Raw genomic sequence first — 21,751 nt, 5'->3', positions numbered from 1 at the left:
GGCTTATTCTCCTTTTTTAATGTATTCCTGATAAGCTGTGTAGCTTCCTTGAAATTTAATCATTCCTTGATCCATGACGATTATTTGGCTTGCCCGCTCGATCACCTCAGGGTCTTGTGTGACCAAAAGCAAAGTCCAGTCCCCCGCCATTAAATAATCCATAAGCTTCAGTTTGACTTCTCTGGTCTGATGCAGAAGTGCATTTTCCATGATCATAGCTTTTGGGGTACCTACCAGGGACCGGCTGATCAATATACTCTGAACCAATCTTCGGGAAAGGCCTTTTCCTTCTGGCTGCAGCATGGTATTAAGCCCCTCAGGAAGCTGGTAAACATAATCCTGAAGCCCTGCTAGTTCCAATACTTGATTCAAATGATCCTCATTGTACTCACGGCCCATAAGGATGTTTTCATGAATGGTTCCATGAAAAATTTGCTCCATTTCAAGGCAATCTCCCACCATGGTTCTATATTTTTCGAGGTGGATCATTTTGATTGATAGGTCATTGACTAGGACTTTTCCATCAAACTCCTCATACAAGCCTGAAAACAATGCCATTAATGCACTTTTTCCACTTCCACTTTTACCAGTGATGACTACTTTTTCTCCAGCACCTATGGATAGGTTAACATCTTTCAGAAGTGGACGATCTGCATCTTTGGGTTGAAAGCTGACCTTCTCCATCCCAAATTTCAAGCCTTCACTTTTGGAAGTGACGATTTTCTCTGTTCCTACACTATCTTCAAGGTCAAGGTCCATTAGATGACCTAATTTTTCTACCGCTACCAATGTGTCATAAACTGTTTCTAGGGATAGAATTAACTTTTCTACAGAGTTTACCACCAAAATGATAATTACTTCTGCAGCTACGAATTGACCTATACTGATTTGATCGTTGATTAGCAATAAGCTACCTGCCACCAAGAGACTGGTCACAATCAGCACTTTGAAGGCGATCATGATTTTGTATTGAAAAATCAACACTGAAAAGTGCTTGGATCGAAAATCAACGTATTTCTGAAGTAATTTATCTGCTCGCAATACAGGCAGTCGAGGACTTCCTGCTAACTTGAAGCTGTTCATTGTCCGCCCTATCTCCTCCAGCCAATAGGCGGTTTGATACTTATAAGTGGACTCTTTGAGTGCAGTCTCCATACCCCGTGGGCCTGTGAAATAAAAGATAAAAAAGAGGATAACTACCAGAGCAATACCGAATAATATAAAGAACGGGTGGTAAACAGAAAGCAGAAGCAACCCAAAAATCACTTGAAGAACAGCCGTAGAAAAATCAATCAGAATTTTTGATAGTCCCTTTTGCAAATTGACCGTATCAAAAAAGCGATTGACGATTTCCGGAGCGTATTTCCCATGAAGTATTTCTGCTTTGACTCTTGGCAATCTATAAGCTATGGATAAGCCTGATTTTGAAAAAATACGCTGCTGCAATTTTTCCATAATCTGTAATTGGGAAATTTGAAGAAAGCCGCCAAACAACACCCCAGCTGCGACTATCATTACTAAAATCACCCAAGAAGTGGATATTCTCCCTCCTAGAATGAAGTTAAGAATAGCCTGAATTCCTAGTGGAAGCGAAAGGGTAATCAAACCATTTAGGATCGCATAGAAATAGATGGAGTAAACTTGGTTTTTTTCTTCCCTCAGTAAGCTAAAAAATCGCTTAATGGGAGTCATTTCTTGATTAGTTGTCATTTTGAATGGTATTTATCACCAACTGATAAAAGAACTGAAATCTAGTAGAGGCATTTAAGCCATTTTCGGTCATCCCCGGTAAATGCTGTGAATTGAAAGATTGCAAAAGGCTGGATTCTAAAACTGTATAAACCAATGTTTTAGGAAATTTATAAGTAGGATTGATTTCAGAAACAATATTGGCTATTCGCTCTCCAAATTTGTAGACTTGAGCAAAAATTCCAATTTCATGTTCCTGATCCACATCCTTTGTTAAGTAGCCTTTGATGGATTCATTGATCACAATTTCCCGGAGTATTTTGGGGTCAAGGTATTCATTCTTGAGAAATATAGGGCCTTCGGCTAATAATTTGATGGATAATCTCAAGCGCTCAGCAGGATCTATCAAATTAGCAGTTCCAAAAACCAAGTTGTGCTCCATCCAGCCCCAATACCAAGCCGTGAGGTAAAGCAACAACTTATGTTTGTTTTCAAAATAACGGTAAATCGCAGCCTCCGTACTGCCTATTTGACAAGACAGCTTTTTGAAGGTGAAGTTTTCCAGCCCTAAATCTCGGATCATTATCCCTCCTTCTCGAACGATCGCTGATCCCAATTCAGAGCTGAAAGGCTCCTTCTGATAGAGGTTGGAATTGACTTCTACCTTGATTTTATTCAGTATAGCCTCCATATTTTTTTGGATAAGATAAGGCTGTAACGGAGGCTGTTTGTAAAAAGTTTAGTAAAGCTTTGAATTTTGTTAGTAATATTTACAAAAGGAATATACTTACTTTTTTTGGCCTAAATATAATAACACCCACCCGATCAATAAGGGATGAATGAGCAAGAGCCTAATCCATGCAATCCATGGGGAAACACAGAGAGAATCCTCAACACAGGATCCGATTTGGATGAAATAGATATGAGAAGGAATAAATAGGATCAGAAGCACCACCAAACCTATCAGTGCCCCTTTTTTGAAGGAAGGAATTAATAAACTTAAGGACAATACTATTTCCAGGATACCAGCAATAATATTAATCCCTCTAGGAAAAGGTAAATAACCTGGAATCAGTGGAATATAAAAGTCAGGATTGAGGAAATGATTGATGCCAGCTCCGAAGTAAAAAAGTACTAGCAGATAGAATCCTAGTGTTCGTATGATTGGATGAAGGTTCATTTCTGGATTTTAACTTTAAGACCTATCAAAATCCAAAAATGTTTTAATCAATGCCCCCTGTATTTCAATTTTCCAACGCCATATAAGTAAAGCACTTTTGAATAGCGGAGCATAACAGGTAAAAAGACTGTGTTAATTACCACAATAGTGCTTAGGTACATCCAAAGTTCGGGTTTTTCTATTAAAACATTAATAGCTACAAAAACCGTAATCACTAAAGCTACAGAGAAAGCATAGCTGATGTACATAGCACCGTCAAAAAACCTTGGCTCAGGTTGGAAAGTCGAATTGCAAACTTTACAGGAGTGATTGATATCGGTTAGTTTTCGAAAGCTAAATAAAGACACAGGAAATAAATCCCCTTCACGACAACGAGGGCATTTTGCGGTAATGATAGCTTGACCTAAACTTTTTGCCATTTTTTTAATTTTTTTGCGAATCTACAAAATTTATACTTCCAAAAGGTGACCTAAGACACAATTCCAAAGATCTAAACTCAGGTCAAATTTTTTCGTAAATTTGTGCTGTGAAAAGGAAAAGCAGTCATAAAAATCATAATAAAAAACTGTCTGCTTGGCAGCGGATTATTTGGTCTTTGCTTTTGATCAATTTTATCAATCTGACCGCTAACTTTTATGAATCTCCTCTTCATGATCCAGAAAATAAACTTCTTGAGGATCCTATCGACTCACTTTCGGAATTGATTTATGAGTTTGTCCTTGAAGGTGACCAAGATATTATTCCTGATAATGGTACCGAACAAGAAGAAAAAAACAGCAAAAAACTTACGGTCTTTTTTACCAATATTGATTTAAAATCTTCGGAAAAAATAAGTTTACCCCAATTAGCTTCTCCATTTTACTTGACCGAGGAAAAGGAGTTATTTTTTGACCCTAGTACCCCTCCTCCAGATTGTGCTTAAGGTTTAAATTTTTATTTAATCATCTTAAGTTCAATCTATTACCACAAATGAAAAAAATCTTGACTATAGTGCTGTTTTTCAGCACTTGGAATCTGTATGCTCAAACTTCCAATACCGATTCCTCTAAAATAGAAAAACAGTTTCTTGACTCTGCGTTTATCTATGAAATAGAAGCGACAGATAAATTGCGTAAACCCAAAGTTCTTCATGCCGAGCCTTTATATATTGATCTAATTCGTGATTTAGGGGCTAGGAAAGGAGAAAAGGAGTGGAATTTTGGATTCGGCATGCAGGACAAGCGAAATTTTGACGAGTTTCACGCTTTGGTAGAATATGAGTTTGCGCCGATTGATCGTCTGGGTTTTGAAATTGAATTACCGTTTTCCATGTATTCTTTTCGGAGTATGGAAAGCGGCACCGATCAACCTGAAAATAGATTAGAGTCTATCAAACTGGCCACTCAGTGGACATTCTTAGTGAATGAAAAACACAACACCTCTCTAGCTTTGGGATATATTCATGAATTCACAATGGTGGGCTTTGAGCGCTATCGATCAAAGCAGACCTTTAATGGTAACGTATACAATCCCTTTCTAGTCGCGGCCAAACGCTGGGGGACAAACTATCATACCCTGCTGTACACAGGTCCTGTTTTCGAGAAAATGCGATCCGGCCAACTTAATACAGGATTTGAAATCAACTCCAATTTTCATTACATGATTTCGGGTACTCGGAATTTTATAGGCTTGGAAGTTAACCAATACCTAGAAAATGGAAATCTGGAAACCACACTCAGACCTCAAATGCGTGTCGGTCTTGCAGAAAACCTTATGATTGGAATCGTCAGTGCCATTCCACTGGGACAACCCAATAATGGCTTAGGATCATTTGTAAGAATAATTTATGAGCCGGGCTTTCGGAGTATGCATTAAATCCATGAATTCTATAAAAAAGAGGCCAACATTTGCTGGCCTCTTCGTTTATCTGATCTCATCTAAATCGTAATCTTTGCCTCTTCCCCACTGCAGAAGTTCCTCGAGCGTATAAAGCTCTAAGGTGTCAAGGTCTTTTACTTTAAAATTATCTCCTTGAAGCCGTGTGATAATTTCTAATTTTCTCACCTCACCTTGATTGATCAAAAGGTACCGTCTCCCCACTCTCAAATTATCCAGCGCTATAGCCATTTATTATGCTTTTTCGGGTATGATCACCCCTACTGCTTCGAAGGTGATTTCAGATTTAGGTTCTGTGATGGCATCGATTTCTTCCTGAGATTTACCCTGATCTTCTGCATAATGTCTCAAGGTCTCTACATCTGTTTCTACTCGTGTACCTACCCCTTTCAAAATTATTGGAAAACCTTGGCTATTTGTAGGTACAAAAAAGCCATAATCCTTGAAGGTCACTCTCATACTTTCGCCATTGGGAAGGTCCATACTTAGCCAACAGCCCTTACTAGTACACACTTCTTTGATTTCACCTTGAATGATGGCCTCTGCGGAGCCCTCTTCTTCAATTTGATTTACAAAATAAGGGAGATGAGTCAAGAGTAATTTACCATCGAGACTTTCTCCATATTTACCGGCAACGGACTCAAGTTTTCCCACGACTTCGCCCATTTCATAGGAAGGCAAATCAGCGTAAGGCTGGTCGGAGTTTGAGCTACAAGCAATTGTACCCCCCACAAGTAGGGTTAACATAAATCTAAAAGTGATCTTTTTCATAGTTCTTTATTTTTTTCAAAAATAGTCCTATTCGATCAAGAGCAAAAATATTTTAATTTGAAGGCTATAAAAAATTTGGATCTAAAACATCAAATTTTAGCCGCAATCGTTTGCGAAAAATTTAAATATTAAATCATTTAGAAGAATTTATTCAATAAATCTTCTCTTTTTTTGACAATCCCTTAATTTTACATTCAGTTTAATTCATCCAGCACTCCCATGCCTCAAACCAAAAAATTTATCATTGATTTTGACAGTACCTTCACGCAGGTAGAAGCCCTCGATATCCTAGGGGAAATCTCACTCAACGGAGACTGTGCTGTAGATCAAAAACTACAAGCCATCAAAGACATCACCGATCAGGGAATGGATGGTTCTCTTACTTTCAGAGAGAGTTTAGAGCAGCGACTCGATATTCTTCAAGCCAGCAAATCTCAAATATCTGATTTAATTAAGGCACTGAAAAAGCGTGTCTCAAAGTCTTTCGAGCGAAATAGAGAGTTTTTGGTAGATAATGCAGAGGATATTTTTATCATTTCCAATGGATTCAAAGATTTCATTATTCCCATCGTAGCTGATTACGGCATCAAAGAAGAGAATGTTTTTGCCAATGAATTTGTCTATGATAGTGAAGGAAAAATTGTAGATTTCAATAGAGAAAACCCCCTTTCAAAAAACAATGGCAAAGCAGAAACGCTAAAAAACCTGAAGCTGGAAGGCGATATTTATGTGATTGGTGACGGGTATACTGACTATGAAATCAAAGCCTCTGGCTTTGCCAACAAGTTTTACGCATTCACAGAAAATGTTCATCGGCCTAAAGTTACTTCCAAAGCTGACCACATTGCTCCAAGTTTCGATGAAATCTTATATATCAATAAATTGAACACAAAATTTTCATACCCAAAAAGTAGGATTAAAGTACTCCTACTGGAAAATGTCCATCCTATAGGAATAGAACTCCTCAAAGAGGAAGGCTATCAAGTAGAGGTAGTCAGTTCGGCGATGAGCGAAGAGGAGCTTTGTGAGAAAATCCAAAATGTCTCCATACTCGGAATCAGATCAAAAACCAATGTCACCAAAAAGGTATTGGAAAATGCCAATCGCCTGATAGCTATCGGTGCTTTCTGCATAGGTACTAATCAAATCGATTTAGAAACTTGTCAGGAAAAGGGCATCGCTGTTTTCAATGCTCCTTTTAGCAATACCCGATCAGTTGTAGAGATGGCTATCGCTGAAATTATCTTCTTGATGAGAAATTTCTATGACAAAACCGTGGGCATGCATCAGGGAAGATGGGATAAATCTGCCAATGGAAGCTTTGAAATCCGAGGTAAGAAACTGGGAATAGTAGGCTATGGAAATATTGGTGCTCAGCTTTCTGTTTTAGCAGAAAATATGGGTATGAATGTCTTCTATTATGATGTGATTGAAAAATTAGCTTTGGGAAATGCCACTAAGGTTTCTAGCCTTGAAGAGCTTTTGCAGGACTGTGATATTATATCTCTACATGTGGATGGCCGCAAAGACAACAAATGCCTAATTGATGCCTCCAAGATTAAAATGATGAAAAAAGGAGCGATTTTAGTTAATCTAAGTCGTGGTCATGTGGTGGAAATCCCCGCCCTGAAAGAAGCCATCCTTTCCGGACAGCTTGCTGGCTGTGCCGTAGATGTATTTCCTGAAGAGCCAAAAAACAATGCCGAACCTTTTCAATCGGAACTGATCGGCCTACCCAACACTATTCTTACCCCTCATATTGGAGGAAGTACTCTTGAAGCCCAAGAAAATATTGCACGATTTGTTCCCGGAAAAATCATGGAATACATCAATACGGGCAATACTTTCAACTCGGTCAATTTCCCAAATATCCAATTGCCCTTCTTGAAGGATGCGCATCGCTTGATACACATTCACCATAATGAGCCTGGGGTTTTAGCTAAAATCAATCAGGTTTTGGCAGGCTATGAGATCAATATTGTAGGGCAATACCTCAAAACCAATGAAAAAATTGGGTATGTAATCACCGATATCAATAAAGCTTACACTCAAGAAGCCATTGATGCTTTGAAAAGCATAGCAGGCACGATCCGATTCAGAATTCTATATTAATTTTTGCTTTATCTGAATGAAATGGCTGTCTCAAAATGCATTTAAATATCAACCAGAACCTTACAAATTCAGTGAAATTAGGATCTTATTCAAAAGTTAATTGAATTAGGGTCTTGGTCACATTGAGAAGAGCTTTATCGCTCAAATTCTCAATGTGGCTTACTGGACCTAGGAGATAGCCTCTTATTCGTACAATTACCTCAGGACTCGATCATTCTCCTTAAATAGTTGATTTGGCCTAGGTGATAGTTGAGATGGCCGTAGAGGTGGATCAAGAAGTAAGCATAAGTCATAGGCTTTCCAAAATGCTGAATAGGATATTCTTTGGCTAGTAAATTATTTTCAATTCCTTCTAGACTGAGGTAAACCTGCTTTTGAGTAAGTTCGACCTCCTCCAAAATGGTTTTTTTGCTTAGACCACTGCCACTGAATTCAAAATCCCTGTCACGTTCGTAGTCAAATCCCCCTAATTCTTTGGCGAGAAAATGGCGTAAATTTCCACATAGGTGGAGCGCTAAATTCGCTGAGGAATTGGTAATTCCATTCGTAACCTTCCAAAGATTTTCTTCATGTTCAAAGGAATTAATTTCGTTAATTAGGCGATTTAAATCGCGGTCAAAAAGTTCAAGAAAATGACTAGTCATACCATAAATTTTTTATAAAAAGCGTTCATAAGCTCTCCGCATTCGATCATCGTATTGATGAGATGCTTGAGCGGGACCATTGTAGCAAACTGCAAATCGGGTCCAATCCTTATTTTTAAGATGCTTAATGCAACCAAATTTTTCCAAATATCTACCAAAGGCCTCTAGGTGATTCCGTTCGTGTTTTTCCATTTCAGAAACAAACTGAAAAACTGAACTATAGCCTAATTTTTCGGCATGAAATCCCATGATTTGATAGCTTCCCCAAGAGCAGGAAGACAAAGCTGCTTCTTTGATCAAGGGATTAGCTTGTAGTGTCTTAGCTTTCTCTAACCTCTGAAATTCTCTAGCGCCTCCCAAGTAATGCTGACGTGTCCATTTTGGATAGAGGACATCGGCATTAGAAAAATTAGCCAAGCTTTCAGGCTCAATCCCCCGTGATTTTAATTCTCTCCAAAAAACATGACCTTCGAATAGGATTTTAGGTCTTCCATCTATCAAAAAACCTTTGCCACTGCTTTCTATTTCATTTACTGCCTTGACTGCGGCAAGTTCCAAGCCAAAACGATTGGCAAAATCAATCAAATCGCTTTCATCCAAGAATTTATCTCCAAAAGCTTCCGCTGGCTTGGTCTTGTCAATTAAGACAGTCCAAGTTTTGATTCCGACTAGTCCGTCTACGACCAGATGATTTTTTGACTGAAAATCCAAAACAGCCGCCTCGGTCATTTTTCCAAAATAACCCGTAGCTGGTATTTCGTATCCAAGTTTGAAAAGTAATTCTTGTAAATACGCTACAGCGGTTCCCCTACTTCTATATTTAATGAGTTGCATGGCTTTAAAAATTAAAGAAATGACAAAAACTTCTCTAAAATTTAATTGAAGCCAGTTAAAAAACCAATTTTAGAAAGGATTATTCATCAATAACGTTCCTTCTTTTTCCAAATTTAGAAGTTGAAGCTTTGTTTTCAGTTGGAGTGGGATCAGGCTGAGGAGTAATGTTTTCAGGAGCTGATCGAGGTTTTAACTTGGGTTTGGGTGAGTTATTTCCAGCTTTTTTCTTGGTAAATTTGCCTTTTCCTGAATTTTTATTGGAATAGCTCGGACTGTCTGATTTAGGCTGATAAGCGGGACCGCTTTCGAATCCCTCAGGTAATGGTAATTTTCTGATCTCCATCCCAATCAACTCTTCGATCCGCTTAAATTTATATTGATCTTTTGGATTGACGAAGGTGATGGCTTCTCCTTCCATATCTGCTCGAGCAGTTCTTCCCACTCGGTGAACGTAATCCTCAGGATCCCCTGGAGTATCGTAGTTTATAACCAACTCAATGCCTACTACATCGATTCCTCTTGAAATAATATCTGTTCCGACTAGGATTTTTACTGCTTTGTTTTTGAATGCAGACATGATTTTTTCCCGCTCTACTTGCTCTAGGTCTGAGTGAAAGGCTTCCACATCAAAATGTTTCTTCAGCGTTTTGAAAAGTGCTTTGACCTTATCTTTGGTAGAAGCAAAAATAATCACCGCTTCATAATCCTTTTGAGATAAAATGTGCTTGACCAATTCTTCTTTTTGAGTATCATAAACTGGATACATGGACTGGGTCACTCCTGCAGCAGTTTTACCGATGGCTATGGAGATTTCTTCAGGTTGCTGAAGAAATTTCATACTGAACTGCCTAATTTTGGGTGGCATGGTAGCCGAGAAAAGCACGGTTTGTCTTTTCTTGGGCAAGTAATTGACAATCTTTAGGATATCATCAGAGAATCCCATATCCATCATCCTATCGGCTTCATCCAGTATCAAGTGCTCAAGAGAACTAAGATCCATTTTTCCACCTGCTAATAATGCAATCAAACGACCCGGCGTAGCGACCACAATTTCAGCACCTGTTTCCAAGGCCTTTTTTTGCTGCTCCCACACGATACCATCTCCTCCTCCATAAATAGAGATAGAACTAATTCCCAAGAAATAAGCAAAACCTTGAATCTGCTGATCGATTTGTATGGCAAGTTCCCGAGTGGGTGCTAAGATGAGGGTGTTTAAGGAACTGGTACCTGTTTTTGAAATTTTATTCAATACCGGAAGGATAAACGCGGCGGTTTTTCCGGTACCAGTTTGGGCACAGGCAATTAAATCCTTGCCTTGCATGATGACAGGTATAGCTTTTTCCTGAATGGGTGTAGGCTGTTCAAAGCCCATAGCGTCTAAGCCCTCTTGTAGCGAAGACTCAAATTGAAATGATGAGAAATCCAAAATGAAATGATTTTATTTAGGTGAAATAATGGCAAATGCCTATCCCAAATATAGTTTTAAATCGGATAGAAAGCCAATCTAGAAATGGGCGCTGTTTTTTTCTTATCTATTTGGAAGAGAATTCATCCAATTGCATAGATAGATCATTTCGCTTATATTTCCCTATTAGTAGAATAATTAATATATGTATCGATTTATCGCTCCTAAAGCCTTGATTTTGTCACTTGTTTGCTTCCTGGCAATTTTTTCTATCCATGCTCAAAATTTTGAGTTAAAAGGTAGGGTTATTGACTCGGAAAGCAAGAATTACCTGGATGGAGTTAGTGTGACTTTAAGGGGGACGGCCTATGGTAAGCAAAGTGTGGCCGGAGGCCTTTTTAAGTTTGACGATTTGCCAGAAGATAAATACACGCTTTCCCTCAATTTAAAGGGATACAATCGATACGATCGCCAAGTCAATCTCAAAGAAGACTTGGACCTTGGAGATATCGTTTTGGTAAGAATCGGAGCTGAAGGAACTGTTTCCGCATTACAAAAGACCATTCGCTCTGACAATGTACTTAGACTAATCAATGAGCGTCCTAATTTTCAGGGAGGAAACATGGTTTTTGGAATCGCGCCAGAGCCCAAAAAATTAGAGGGAAACAGTTATTTGGACAATAAGTGGAACTCGGCCTCCATATTACTCTATCGGGATCAGCAAATGCTTGAAGGATTCCGGGTGCGTTATAACATCACTTCGAATATGTTCGAATTGATGGAACCGGAGAATAATCTTGTTTCTATTTTGCCTGGACTTCGAGTTCAAAACGTCGTTTGGGTGGATTCCACCTATCGGGTTCCGAGGTATTTTGTCAATGGTATGGACTTTCTTGATGAGGGAAGTCCAGTTTCTGGATTTTTTGAGGTCTTGGTTGAAGGAGAATTGCCACTACTCAGAAGAACTTTGGCGGTTTTCAAGGAGTCTTCTTACAATGAAGCTCTGATGATTGGGGAGCGAAACGATAAAATCGTGAAACGTGACAAATATTTTTACCTGAGAGGAAAAGACTTAGTGGAAATGCCCAGAAAAAGAAAACAGTTTTTTCCAATTTTTGGAGATTTAGCTGAGGAAATGGAGGAGTTCACTAAAGCCAACAATCTGAATATCAAAGATCCCAATGATGTATTTCAAATATTTACGAAATATAATTCTGAATTTGCAGGATTCAAACCAATAATGAACCAACTCCTAGAAACCGAAAAATAAATAAGCGTATCCACATCACCCAATGCAGAATGATCGATAGTTTATTACCCCAATTCATGTTTTGAAGCCTGCAAAACTGATGCTAAATATTTCTAATCTTAAGGGTTTACTACCCGAGGATGTCTTAGCTAATTTGCTCGCTAAAAATTTGAAAACCATATCATTAATTCCCAAATCACCCTTCCAATTCATGAAAAAATCACTACTAATCTATACTTGCTTACTTTCAATAAACCTTTATGGACAAGGCCTACCCGGATTAGGGGCCGGCACCACTCCTAACAACAAACCCATTCTTCATGGCAAAAACTGGGTAGCCATCACAGGAAAGCCACTCGGTGCCACAGCCGGTGCAGCGATCTTCCAACAAGGAGGAAATGCTGTGGATGCAGCCTGTGCCATGATAGCAGCAACTTCTACCATGTGGGATGTCTTATCCTGGGGCGGTGAAACACAAGCCTTGATTTATCATCCCGTTGAAAAGAAAGTCATCGCCATCAACGCACTTGGATATGCACCAAGCGGAGCAACAGTTGATTTTTTTAAATCTCAGGGAATGGACTATCCACCCCAATACGGGCCCTTGGCAGCCACTACTCCAGGAACTCCCGGAGGAATCATGACCATGCTGGCAGAATATGGGACGATGAGTCTGGAGCAAATCCTAAAACCCTCCATGGAACTAGCCAAGGGATATCCGCTCGAAGCCCAAACAGCTAATGCCATGGAAGCGCAAAAAGAGAGAATCAAACAATGGCCTTATTCCAAAAAGATTTTTCTTCCTCACTTAGGTGAAGAAAGAGAAGCCCCAGTCGCCGGGGAAATCTTTGTTCAGGAAGACTTGTATCAGACCCTTTCCAAACTTGTAGAAGCTGAAAGATCAGCCTTATCAGAGGGAAAAAGTAGAAAGGAAGCCATTTATGCGGCTTATGATCGATTTTATAAGGGGGACATTGCTAAAGAAATCGTCAGAGGAACCCAAGAGCAAGGTGGGCTTTTTACAGAAGATGATTTAGCCAACTGGTCTGTCAAAATCGAAGAGCCGCTACATGTCAATTACAAAGGCATAGATGTCTACAAACTTCAGGAATGGACGCAAGGACCTGCTTTGCTTCAATCATTAAATATCCTGGAGAATTTTGACCTGAAGTCAATGGGTTATAATTCTGCAAATTATATTAATACAGTCTACCAAGCTATGAGTTTGGCATTTGCGGATCGGGATTTTTACTACGGTGATCCGGCTTTCGTAGATTCTCCAATGGAGGGATTACTTTCGAAAGAATACGCTAAAGATCGTGCTAAGCTGATCGGGGAAATGAATGACCCAAAAATTGGCCCTGGAGACCCCTACCCTTACCAAGGAGGTGTTAATCCCTTCTTGAATATTCTCAAAAAAAATCAGAATGCTATGGCTGCCCTAAGCCCTGAAGATAGGAGTAGTAGCTTGGATGAGAAGTTTTTGCAGGATTTCTTAAGTGGAACTACCTCTGTGGAAACTGCTGACGCAGAAGGTTGGGTTGTTTCAGTCACTCCAAGTGGTGGTTGGATTCCAGCTGTAGTGGCAGGTAATACAGGAGTTGGCCTTTCGCAGCGGATGCAAAGTTTTGTCATCGATGAAAACCTCAATCCTTACAATCTTCCTGAGCCGGGAAAAAGACCACGAGTCACCCTAACTCCAAGTTTGGCCCTGAAAGATGGAAAGCCTTTTCTTTCCTTTGCTGTACAAGGCGGTGATTCCCAAGATCAAAACCTATTGCAGTATTTCTTGAATGTGGTGGAGTTTGGAATGGACGTACAAGAGGCTAGTGAAGCAGCTAATTTCAATTCATATCAGATGCAAAGTTCTTTTGGAGATCATGAAATCAGACCGGGTGCTATCGTCTTGAGAAAGGATACACCGGATTGGGTCACCAAGGACCTTTCAAAGAGAGGCTATTCCATCGAACTCTGGAATAAAACTTCCGGCCCTATCAATGCCATTTGGTTTGATTGGAAGCACGGTAGTTTCTGGGGTGGATCCAGTGATTATGGAGATGATTACGGTATTGCTTGGTAAATATATTTTCGAAAAGAGAGTAGCCTAATATTGTTCTCATTCGATCTATTTGATTCAATTAGAACGAATAAAATCTTAATCAACCATCAACCAAAAATAGTCTTACTATGAAAAAATTCTATCAGAGCCTTTTGATCGGATGCCTAGGTCTAGGGATAGTTTTGCCCCTACATGCCCAGAAAAAAGCAAAATCCGAGGTACTCAAAGAAGAGGTAAAAACCAGTATTGACACTCGATTTGCAGAACTTACCGATCTCAGTGACAGAATTTGGTCTTTCGAAGAAATCGCATTTCAAGAAACCCAATCTGCCGCTGCCCTATCCGATTATGCAGAAGAGCTAGGATTTAAAGTCACCCGCGGAGTTGCAGAAATCCCCACCGCTTTTGTGGCCGAGTATGGATCAGGCTCCCCTATAATCGGTATTTTGGGAGAGTTTGATGCCTTGCCAGGACTCTCTCAAAATAAAGTGCCTTACAAGAGCCCCTTAAACGAGGGAGCGCCTGGACATGGTTGCGGGCACAATTTATTTGGAGTGGCTTCTTTGGGAGCAGCTGCCGCAATAAAAGATTTGATTGAGGAAGGGAAAATTCAAGGAACGGTTAGATTTTATGGTACCCCCGCGGAGGAAAAATTCTTTGGCAAGCTATGGATGATTCGTGCAGGATTGTTTGAGGATGTAGATGTAGTGATGGATTGGCATCCGGGTGCAGAAACCAAAGCAGCTGTACAAAAAGGTCTAGCTTTAGTGGACTTTTTGGTTGAATTCAAAGGACAAGCAGCTCATGCTTCTTCGGACCCTTGGAATGGAAGAAGTGCAGCAGATGCACTTGAACTGTATACGACTGGGATCAACTATTACAGAGAACATGTAAAACCCACCGTCCGGATGCATTATCATATTCAAGATGCAGGTCAGGTTGTCAATGTGGTACCGGACTATAGTCGTATTTGGGTACGGGTGAGAGATAGTAGTAGAGAAGGTCTAGTCCCCGTCTGGAAGCAGGTAGAAAAGATGGCTGAAGGTGCAGCGATTTTGGCAAACGTGGAGCATGAAGTCAACCTGATTTCTGGAGTTCATGAAGTCCTTGTCAATCGTACGGGATCAGCCGCATTACAGAAAAACCTAGAGAATTTAGGTTCTATTTCCTACACTGAAGAAGAGCAGGAATTTGCAAAGAAAATCCAAGAGGCAACCGGAAAACCACAGATTGGTTTGGTATCCAAAATTGAGCCGATGGAAGAAACTGCAGAACACAGCATGGGAGGCAGTACAGATGTGGGAGATGTGAGTTGGGTAGCACCAACTATCCGACTATCTGCTACCACGGCTCCCAATGGCACACCTTGGCATTCTTGGGCGGTAGTAGCAGCTGGAGGGATGTCCATAGGACACAAAGGTATGGCCTACGCTGCCAAAGCACTATCCATGACCATGGTGGATCTTTTCCAAAATCCTGAGTTGGTCAAGCAAGTCAAAGAAGAGTTTAAAACTAATAAAGGGGACTATGAATATCAGGGCTTTATTCCCGATGGTCCTCCTCCTATCAATTCCAAATTACAGTAACTCATCAGAGGCTGTCTCATAAATAGTTTTTTTGTCAGCTTGAGCGGTTCCGAAAGCCGTTTCCAGCACTCTAGAGCACATTTCGATTTCGAGACTCTCGTCTCTCCAGTGCTCAATGTGACAAGTTTTACTTTTGATACAGCCTCTTTCTTTTTATTATTCATCAAACATCTACTTTCATGAAAACCATCGCAATCTTCTCTTTAGGGCTCCTTTCTTTCGTCTTACTTCCCCTTCTGACCAAAGCTCAAACTGATGAAGAGCTCATCCAAAACCTGATTCAGGATTCATTTGATGATCTTTTTTCTGGATTCAAGTCCGAAAAACTCCTGGATTATTACACTGAGGATTTTTTACTTTTGGAGCAAGGGGAAGTTTGGGATACTGAAATGATCCTAGGTTATTTTGAGCGAGCAAAACAAAATCCTAATCCTGTCCTCAGAACTAATAGATTTGAGTTTATTGAAACAAAGGTTAGTGGGAACACAGCCTGGACCGCCTATCATAATTACGCCACCTTCAGTCGAAATGGAGAAGTGATTCAGGAATTGTACTGGTTGGAAAGTGCCACAGCGCTAAAAACTGAAAATGGTTGGCGATTGGACATGTTGCATTCTACCCGAGTGAGAACGGAGCAATAATTCTTAGACTTCTTTAAATCCTAATTCAATTATCCGATTTCGGAATTGAAATGGAACTTGCACGTAAATTCGAATTCCGGAAGTACAATGACAAGCAAAACAATCTTGTCTAAGCCCTTCTTCAGTAAAAAAAGTAACCTTGGCCCCCAGTATACCTTGATCGATTAGGTAATCCTCTACCGCTATTTTAAGTGCTGAATTTTCTCCTCCAGAATACCCCCATGGATCGGCACAGTAAGTTTGATCCCGGTAAAAATGAAAGACACTTTTGCTATCCTCACCTATGCAGGCCCAAAATAGCCCAGAAACCAAAAATAGGTAAAGAACAAACTTAAATGCTTTCATAGATCATAGCCATTTCTTACAAAACGAAAAAAAAGGACCGATCGCTACTTATCGGCCCATTGATCTTATCCAAATAGCTTTTCTAAAATCTTATAGGTAATCAAATAAGTAGGTCGAACGCCTTCCATCCCCAAAGCACCCGAAGCTAAGGTACTGCCTGTCTCCAGCGGATTATCCGATGCATAGTAGGCATAGAGGACCTTGACATTGGATCGAATACTTTTCCGGATTTTAGATGCAGATTGAATGGCTTTTTGGTAATGTGCACCTTCCATTTCCAGCCCGATAGCATTCCAAGATGACTCCATGAAGTACTTTAAGATATCCTTATTTTGAAGCGAAGTACCCAATACCGTGACCATAGAACCGGAATAAACACCTAAACCATAACCCTCAAAGTCGGACTTTTTTAATTCATTTCGGAAAGGATAATTATCAGCTGTCCCTTCAAAAACATGGGCATCAGGAATCATCAGGTCTCCTTTTCCACCATATAAAATACCCGCCTTACCCATAATTGAGGTAGAGACGACATTCAAATTATATTCCTTCTCCCCTCTTTTGTAGGGTTTTAGCAGTTCATCGAAGCATTCATAGGCTTGTTCACCAAAAGCATAATCCATCACTACAAAAACAGGACGCTTTTCTATTTCTTTGGGCAGCTTCACACCTGGTAAAATCTCGTCCTTTTCCAAAAGTGCTGTATCGATAATTTGAGCGCCGATGTTAGTACCCGAATCATCAGGAATATCCACGAAACCATGCCTGAGGGCATATTCATAAATGGTTTTAGCGTGGTTGTCTTTTGCATTTACTGAAATATCCATCGCTACTTTTTCAATCTCTTCGTAGCTGTTTATTGGCAATTTCTGATTGGAATAAATGGTGTTGATGACAGAGTGAAGATTAGCCGAAATGATATGAATAGGTCGCTTCAGCAAATCTTTCTCATCCAAAGTGGACTGTATCTTTCTAGCCCACAGCTCCCCATAAACATGGTGACCAATTCGCTCTCTTAGCGTTGCCGAGAAAGATATCTCACGATCCTTATCATGCTGAATCTCTTCCATAGCCAACCTCCCCATGTGGTAAACGATGGAGAAGAGACTATTGGAATTGGCGCTTCTTGAAAATTTTTCTACTGCCTGAACGGTTTCCTCATAAGTCCTTCCAATCAGGTGACTGAGGTAGGCAGATGCCGCTTCCTTGTCAAACTCCTCTCCATTTTCCTCTTTGGAAACAAATTCTTCAAGCATGATCCAATTGGTAGTTATTCTACCTTTTGGATCTATGCTATTATGATAGATTTTATTGGACTCTATGTATAAAAAAGTAAGGTGGGTAAGTATATCATATATATCAGATCGACCTCTTGTCATCTCTACATACATCACTTGCTCATCCAATCGATAACAATTCCTCCTTCTTTTGGGTGGAATAATAGGTGCAAGATGAGAGGTTTCGTATCCTTCTCTACTGATCAATCTCACAAACCGACACTCTTCAATTCCTCTAGGCAAGCGCTCCATTACATAAAGAAGACCATCTAATTCGATTTTTTCTCGATCTGTAATACTGCCGTAAATCTCAGGGCTCAGAACCATCAGGGCTTGAACTAAACTCTCACCAGAAACCCCCATTGGTTTGTAATTTCCACGGGTAAAAAGGTGTCTCATGGTAATATACAGTCTCTCGATCGCCGCTCTGGACTCGTGTGCTCTTGTTCTTTTCATGCGTTACTTTTTGGTTAAATTCAGCAAAGATAGTTAAAAAATACCAATTTGGGGATAAATGGGCGCTTTTGGATTACCTAACTATTAAATCTTGATGAAGTGATCTTCCTATGAAGAACTAAAATGCAGACTATTCAGATAGATAGTCTGCAAAGAATTTCTGTAGTTTATCTACTTTAGGTTTGACTACAAACTGACAATAAGGCTGATGACCATTGAGGTTAAAATAATCCTGATGATAATCCTCCGCAGGGTAGAAATTCGTAAAGGGGGTAATTTCGGTGACGATTGGATTTTCAAAAACTTCCGCTTGATTCAAGCTGGATTTTAAATTTTCAGCTGCTTTTTGAATTTCCTCATTGTGGTAAAAAATAGCTGAGCGGTACTGCGGTCCGGCGTCTGCTCCCTGTCTATTTAGGGTTGTGGGATCATGTGTAGCCCAGAAAATTTCCAATAGTTTTTCTAAACTGATGAGGTCAGGATGGTAATAAATCTGAATTACCTCTGCATGGCCTGTAGTTCCGGAGCAAATCTGTCTGTAAGATGGATTTGGAATTAATCCGCCAGCATATCCAGAAACTACTTTTTCAACTCCCTTTAGTCGTTGGAATACAGCTTCTGTACACCAAAAGCATCCTCCGCCTAGGGTTAACAGTTTTAAACCGTCTGGAATGGAAATACTCGTACTCGGAAGTTCATTGGTCGTATTCATATCATTCAAACAAGCCTGCTGTTATTTTGGTTTTGAAATCCTAAGAGGACCTTTAGGAATTTGATTTGGATCTATGGGAATACCTTTCTGACTCACTCTAATTTTACCTTGAAGGTAAAGCTCCATCATGCTTTCCCTTACCTCTTCCATAAACAACCTCCAATCCTCAGGGTAAAGTTGTCTCACTACTTCAGATGGACAAAATGACTTATCCTTCCTTTTCCGACACATTTCCAAGATGGCTGTTTTTAGGACATCCATTTAGGTTTTTTATTTACAGACCATTACAAAAGCAGGCGGCAAATTCTTTAAGGTGAAACTGGCATTCACCTGACTGAAATACTTTTTAAACAAACTCTTCAATAAATACGAATAGCAAATTTGAATAAATGCCCCACTTTGAGAGAGTGCCAAGTTGGATTTTTTCAAAATCTCATCAGTAGCCTCTTTACTAATAAGCGAAAAAGGAAGTGAAGAAAAGATATAATCCGCTTTCTCTCCCTCCAAGTACTTATCCAGATTTCCTGCCGAATCGTTGATTATCATCACATTTTCTTGTGGAAATTGCTTTTTCATGGACTCACAAAAAGAAGCATTGATTTCAAATACTAAAAGCTTTGCATTAGGATTCATAGCATCAATAATACCCTGAGTAATACTGCCGTCTCCCCCACCCATTTCCACGATAAGGTTGGCTTTCGAGAGATCAGATTGGGAAATCATTTTATTGACTAATGACTTGGAGCTAAAAGTAATTGCTCCAGTGGTACTTAGATTGCTATATAATTCAATCAGAAGATTAGATTTGCTCATAAATTTGTAAATAGGCCTTGAAGATACCCGTTTTTACCCTATATTTTCTAGCAAAACCCTAAAAACTCATAAAATTTTATGGCCCAAAAGGCAGCAATTCGTTCCACTCTTCCTTACAGATTACGTGTCATTTTCAAGAATTTTTGGGGAGGGACATTGATTTTTATGGGGTTAATGATTCTTCTTAGGGTTTTAGAGATTTATATGATTTTTGACAATCATGTAATCAATCTTAAACCCTCTGAGATTTTAATAGCAGGCCTGTTTCAAGATTTAGGTTGGTTGCTATACTTGACGGGGTTGCTACTGATGATTTATTTCCCGATAAGTCTTCTATCGGCGAAACTTGGAAAAGTGATTTTACTAGTGCTTTTGACTACTTTAACTATAGCCCAGGCTGGATTGATTTTTTACTTTACCAAGACATTAGTTCCGTTAGGTAAAGATTTATTCGCCTATAGTATGGATGATTTGATCCTGACTATAAGCAGTTCGGGACAACTTAATTTTTGGACAGTGACGGGTAGTATTTTAGCTTTAGCCTTGATATTCGGATTTCTAAATCTTGGTAATAAGTATATTCGTCTATCGCTGAAAGGCTACGTGTTCTTAACTGTAGTCTATCTTATATCAGTTTTCACATTTACGGTCTTAGCACCCTCTCAGGGAAGTGGGGCTAATGAAAACAAGCAGAATATCGAACTCAATAAATCCCGATACCTCACCGAACAGGCTTTTGAGGAATGGATGTATGGAGGAGAATATTATTTTGATTTTTACCTCCGTTCGGTCTCTGACGATTTATTGGTAAAAAAAGAATTCATAGGTGATGAATATCCTTTTGCGCATTCGGGAGACTATCCTGACGTATTAAGTCCTTTTTTTGACAGTCTTGAGCAGGCCCCTGATATTGTATTTATTTTCCTTGAAAGTTTCGGTAAAGCCTATTCAGGAAGAGACGCCTATTTAGGAAGCTTCACTCCTTTCTTGGATTCTCTAGAGCAGCATAGTTTGGTCTGGCTTAACGCCATCTCTTCAACGGGACGAACCTTCGGCTTGCAACCTGGAGTTTTTGGGGGCTTACCCTTCGGGAACAGGGGTTTTTTAGAGCTTGCAGATGAAATCCCATATCATCAGACCTTACTGAGTGTCTTGGGACAAAATGGGTATGAAATCCGTTATTTTATCGGAGCAGATAAAAACTTTGATAATGTCGGGCCTTTTATAGAATACCAGAAACCCACTCAGTTTATTGATGAAAAGGGCTTCGACCCTAAATACCCAAAAGGCCCCTCATCAGGTTCATTCTCTTGGGGTTATGCAGATAAAGAATTATTCTTAAATGGTTTGGACAAGTTACCATCTAACTATACCGCTCCACAGCTGATTACCTTTCAAACGCAAACCTCTCATGATCCTTATCTGGTGCCTGAGCGGACTTTTTATGAAGAGAAATTTGAAGAGCATCTCATCAACTACCTCAAGCTAGATGATGATCAATTGCCCAATTACAGGGCCTATAAGGACATTTACATGACTGTGCTGTATGCAGATGATGCCGTTCGGCTATTCTTTGAGGAGTATAAAAAACGTCCTGAGTTTGAAAATACTGTATTCATTATCACTGGAGACCATCGATTGCCTGAAGTTCCCATGTCTACGCGACTGGATCGATTTCATGTGCCTTTGATCATCTATTCTCCACTATTGAAGAGGAATGACTATTTCAAAGGTTTAAGCAGCCATTATGAAATCACTCCAAGCCTGCTTTCATTTCTAGAAAAACAAAATCAAATCCGAGTACCGGAAATAGTCACTTGGCAAGGGCAAGTGCTGGATACCTCCCGTACTTTCCAATCCAAAATCGCAATGCCTCTGATGAGGAATAAAAACCAATTGGTGGAGTATATTCATGGGGAGTTTTTTCTTTCTGCCGGTGATCTGTTTCTGATCAATGATAATCTTGACATCGAACCCATCCAAGACCCTGATATGATGACTAAGTTGAATGGGGAATTTGAGGATTTCAAAAATAAAAATTCCTATATGGTCCAAACAAGAAAGCTCTTGCCTCCTCCTTCCGATATTCAATAAGATGCTAAA

22 protein-coding genes are annotated in these 21,751 nt (G+C 39.7%); 8 read left to right on the top strand and 14 right to left on the bottom strand.

Annotated elements, in window-relative coordinates; all coding sequences use genetic code 11:
• Positions 1 to 3 precede the first annotated feature (3 nt).
• From BLQ57_RS04490 to BLQ57_RS04475, 4 genes are all read right to left on the bottom strand, one after another.
• Positions 4 to 1,710: a peptidase domain-containing ABC transporter gene (locus tag BLQ57_RS04490; RefSeq protein WP_087938194.1), complete on the bottom strand. Its 1,707-nt coding sequence runs from the start codon at positions 1,708 to 1,710 to the stop codon at positions 4 to 6.
• Complete coding sequence (locus BLQ57_RS04485; protein ID WP_087938195.1) at positions 1,700 to 2,380, bottom strand: TetR/AcrR family transcriptional regulator; 681 nt, start codon at positions 2,378 to 2,380, stop codon at positions 1,700 to 1,702. Before BLQ57_RS04485 ends, BLQ57_RS04490 begins: the two co-directional genes overlap by 11 nt.
• A 96-nt stretch (positions 2,381 to 2,476) precedes the next feature.
• The gene (locus BLQ57_RS04480) at positions 2,477 to 2,869 is read right to left on the bottom strand and encodes a DoxX family protein (protein ID WP_087938196.1); all 393 of its coding nucleotides are present in this window, start codon (positions 2,867 to 2,869) and stop codon (positions 2,477 to 2,479) included.
• 47 nt (positions 2,870 to 2,916) lie between these two features.
• Positions 2,917 to 3,288, bottom strand: a complete 372-nt coding sequence (locus BLQ57_RS04475; RefSeq protein WP_087938197.1) for a DUF983 domain-containing protein — start codon at positions 3,286 to 3,288, stop codon at positions 2,917 to 2,919.
• A 107-nt stretch (positions 3,289 to 3,395) separates the two neighbouring features.
• Between BLQ57_RS04475 and BLQ57_RS04470 the strand changes: the two genes are divergently transcribed.
• A complete protein-coding gene (locus BLQ57_RS04470) occupies positions 3,396 to 3,791 on the top strand; it encodes a hypothetical protein (RefSeq protein ID WP_087938198.1) in 396 nt (131 codons plus the stop codon).
• A gap of 47 nt (positions 3,792 to 3,838) precedes the next feature.
• Complete coding sequence (locus tag BLQ57_RS04465; RefSeq protein ID WP_087938199.1) at positions 3,839 to 4,723, top strand: HAEPLYID family protein; 885 nt, start codon at positions 3,839 to 3,841, stop codon at positions 4,721 to 4,723.
• Positions 4,724 to 4,771: 48 nt separating this feature from the next.
• Here BLQ57_RS04465 and BLQ57_RS04460 read toward each other — a convergent pair whose 3' ends face one another.
• Together BLQ57_RS04460 and BLQ57_RS04455 are read right to left on the bottom strand one after the other, a co-directional pair.
• Entirely contained in the window at positions 4,772 to 4,975 is a 204-nt protein-coding gene (locus BLQ57_RS04460; protein WP_087938200.1) for a hypothetical protein, read from the bottom strand.
• 3 nt (positions 4,976 to 4,978) lie between these two features.
• Positions 4,979 to 5,515 (bottom strand): DUF4920 domain-containing protein, encoded by a 537-nt coding sequence (locus tag BLQ57_RS04455; RefSeq protein WP_087938201.1) that lies wholly within the window; start codon positions 5,513 to 5,515, stop codon positions 4,979 to 4,981.
• 219 nt (positions 5,516 to 5,734) lie between these two features.
• Here BLQ57_RS04455 and serA point away from each other — a divergent pair, with 219 nt between their 5' ends.
• Positions 5,735 to 7,627, top strand: a complete 1,893-nt coding sequence (gene serA / locus BLQ57_RS04450; RefSeq protein WP_087938202.1) for a phosphoglycerate dehydrogenase — start codon at positions 5,735 to 5,737, stop codon at positions 7,625 to 7,627.
• 200 nt (positions 7,628 to 7,827) lie between these two features.
• Here the strand turns inward: serA and BLQ57_RS04445 are convergent, their stop codons facing one another.
• The 3 genes from BLQ57_RS04445 to BLQ57_RS04435 form a co-directional block, all read right to left on the bottom strand.
• Positions 7,828 to 8,271, bottom strand: a complete 444-nt coding sequence (locus BLQ57_RS04445; RefSeq protein ID WP_087938203.1) for a DUF1572 family protein — start codon at positions 8,269 to 8,271, stop codon at positions 7,828 to 7,830.
• 12 nt (positions 8,272 to 8,283) lie between these two features.
• On the bottom strand, positions 8,284 to 9,105 hold the full coding sequence (locus BLQ57_RS04440; protein WP_087938204.1) for an N-acetylmuramidase domain-containing protein: 822 nt from the start codon (positions 9,103 to 9,105) through the stop codon (positions 8,284 to 8,286).
• A 79-nt stretch (positions 9,106 to 9,184) separates the two neighbouring features.
• Complete coding sequence (locus BLQ57_RS04435; protein ID WP_087938205.1) at positions 9,185 to 10,531, bottom strand: DEAD/DEAH box helicase; 1,347 nt, start codon at positions 10,529 to 10,531, stop codon at positions 9,185 to 9,187.
• A gap of 184 nt (positions 10,532 to 10,715) precedes the next feature.
• Here BLQ57_RS04435 and BLQ57_RS04430 point away from each other — a divergent pair, with 184 nt between their 5' ends.
• From BLQ57_RS04430 to BLQ57_RS04415, 4 genes are all read left to right on the top strand, one after another.
• Positions 10,716 to 11,780 carry a carboxypeptidase-like regulatory domain-containing protein gene (locus tag BLQ57_RS04430; protein ID WP_087938206.1) on the top strand — a complete coding sequence of 355 codons (1,065 nt, stop codon included), beginning with the start codon at positions 10,716 to 10,718 and terminating at the stop codon, positions 11,778 to 11,780.
• A 190-nt stretch (positions 11,781 to 11,970) separates the two neighbouring features.
• A complete protein-coding gene (locus tag BLQ57_RS04425) occupies positions 11,971 to 13,839 on the top strand; it encodes a gamma-glutamyltransferase family protein (protein WP_087938232.1) in 1,869 nt (622 codons plus the stop codon).
• Between the two features lie 107 nt (positions 13,840 to 13,946).
• Positions 13,947 to 15,404 (top strand): amidohydrolase, encoded by a 1,458-nt coding sequence (locus BLQ57_RS04420; protein WP_087938207.1) that lies wholly within the window; start codon positions 13,947 to 13,949, stop codon positions 15,402 to 15,404.
• A 179-nt stretch (positions 15,405 to 15,583) separates the two neighbouring features.
• Positions 15,584 to 16,045 (top strand): nuclear transport factor 2 family protein, encoded by a 462-nt coding sequence (locus BLQ57_RS04415; RefSeq protein WP_087938208.1) that lies wholly within the window; start codon positions 15,584 to 15,586, stop codon positions 16,043 to 16,045.
• 3 nt (positions 16,046 to 16,048) lie between these two features.
• Here the strand turns inward: BLQ57_RS04415 and BLQ57_RS04410 are convergent, their stop codons facing one another.
• From BLQ57_RS04410 to BLQ57_RS04390, 5 genes are all read right to left on the bottom strand, one after another.
• Entirely contained in the window at positions 16,049 to 16,390 is a 342-nt protein-coding gene (locus tag BLQ57_RS04410; RefSeq protein ID WP_087938209.1) for a hypothetical protein, read from the bottom strand.
• Positions 16,391 to 16,455: 65 nt separating this feature from the next.
• Positions 16,456 to 18,123, bottom strand: a complete 1,668-nt coding sequence (locus BLQ57_RS04405; protein ID WP_087938210.1) for a DUF6909 family protein — start codon at positions 18,121 to 18,123, stop codon at positions 16,456 to 16,458.
• Positions 18,124 to 18,253: 130 nt separating this feature from the next.
• On the bottom strand, positions 18,254 to 18,835 hold the full coding sequence (msrA, locus tag BLQ57_RS04400) for a peptide-methionine (S)-S-oxide reductase MsrA (protein WP_087938211.1): 582 nt from the start codon (positions 18,833 to 18,835) through the stop codon (positions 18,254 to 18,256).
• Positions 18,836 to 18,856: 21 nt separating this feature from the next.
• Positions 18,857 to 19,096: a DUF3253 domain-containing protein gene (locus tag BLQ57_RS04395; RefSeq protein WP_087938212.1), complete on the bottom strand. Its 240-nt coding sequence runs from the start codon at positions 19,094 to 19,096 to the stop codon at positions 18,857 to 18,859.
• A gap of 9 nt (positions 19,097 to 19,105) precedes the next feature.
• The gene (locus tag BLQ57_RS04390; protein WP_087938213.1) at positions 19,106 to 19,648 is read right to left on the bottom strand and encodes a class I SAM-dependent methyltransferase; all 543 of its coding nucleotides are present in this window, start codon (positions 19,646 to 19,648) and stop codon (positions 19,106 to 19,108) included.
• A gap of 78 nt (positions 19,649 to 19,726) precedes the next feature.
• Between BLQ57_RS04390 and BLQ57_RS04385 the strand changes: the two genes are divergently transcribed.
• Entirely contained in the window at positions 19,727 to 21,742 is a 2,016-nt protein-coding gene (locus BLQ57_RS04385; protein WP_087938214.1) for an LTA synthase family protein, read from the top strand.
• Positions 21,743 to 21,751: the final 9 nt, after the last annotated feature.

Source organism: Algoriphagus faecimaris, from assembly GCF_900101705.1.
In the GTDB taxonomy this organism is placed as follows: Bacteria; Bacteroidota; Bacteroidia; order Cytophagales; family Cyclobacteriaceae; genus Algoriphagus; species Algoriphagus faecimaris.
This window is presented reverse-complemented; position numbering and strand designations above follow the sequence as displayed.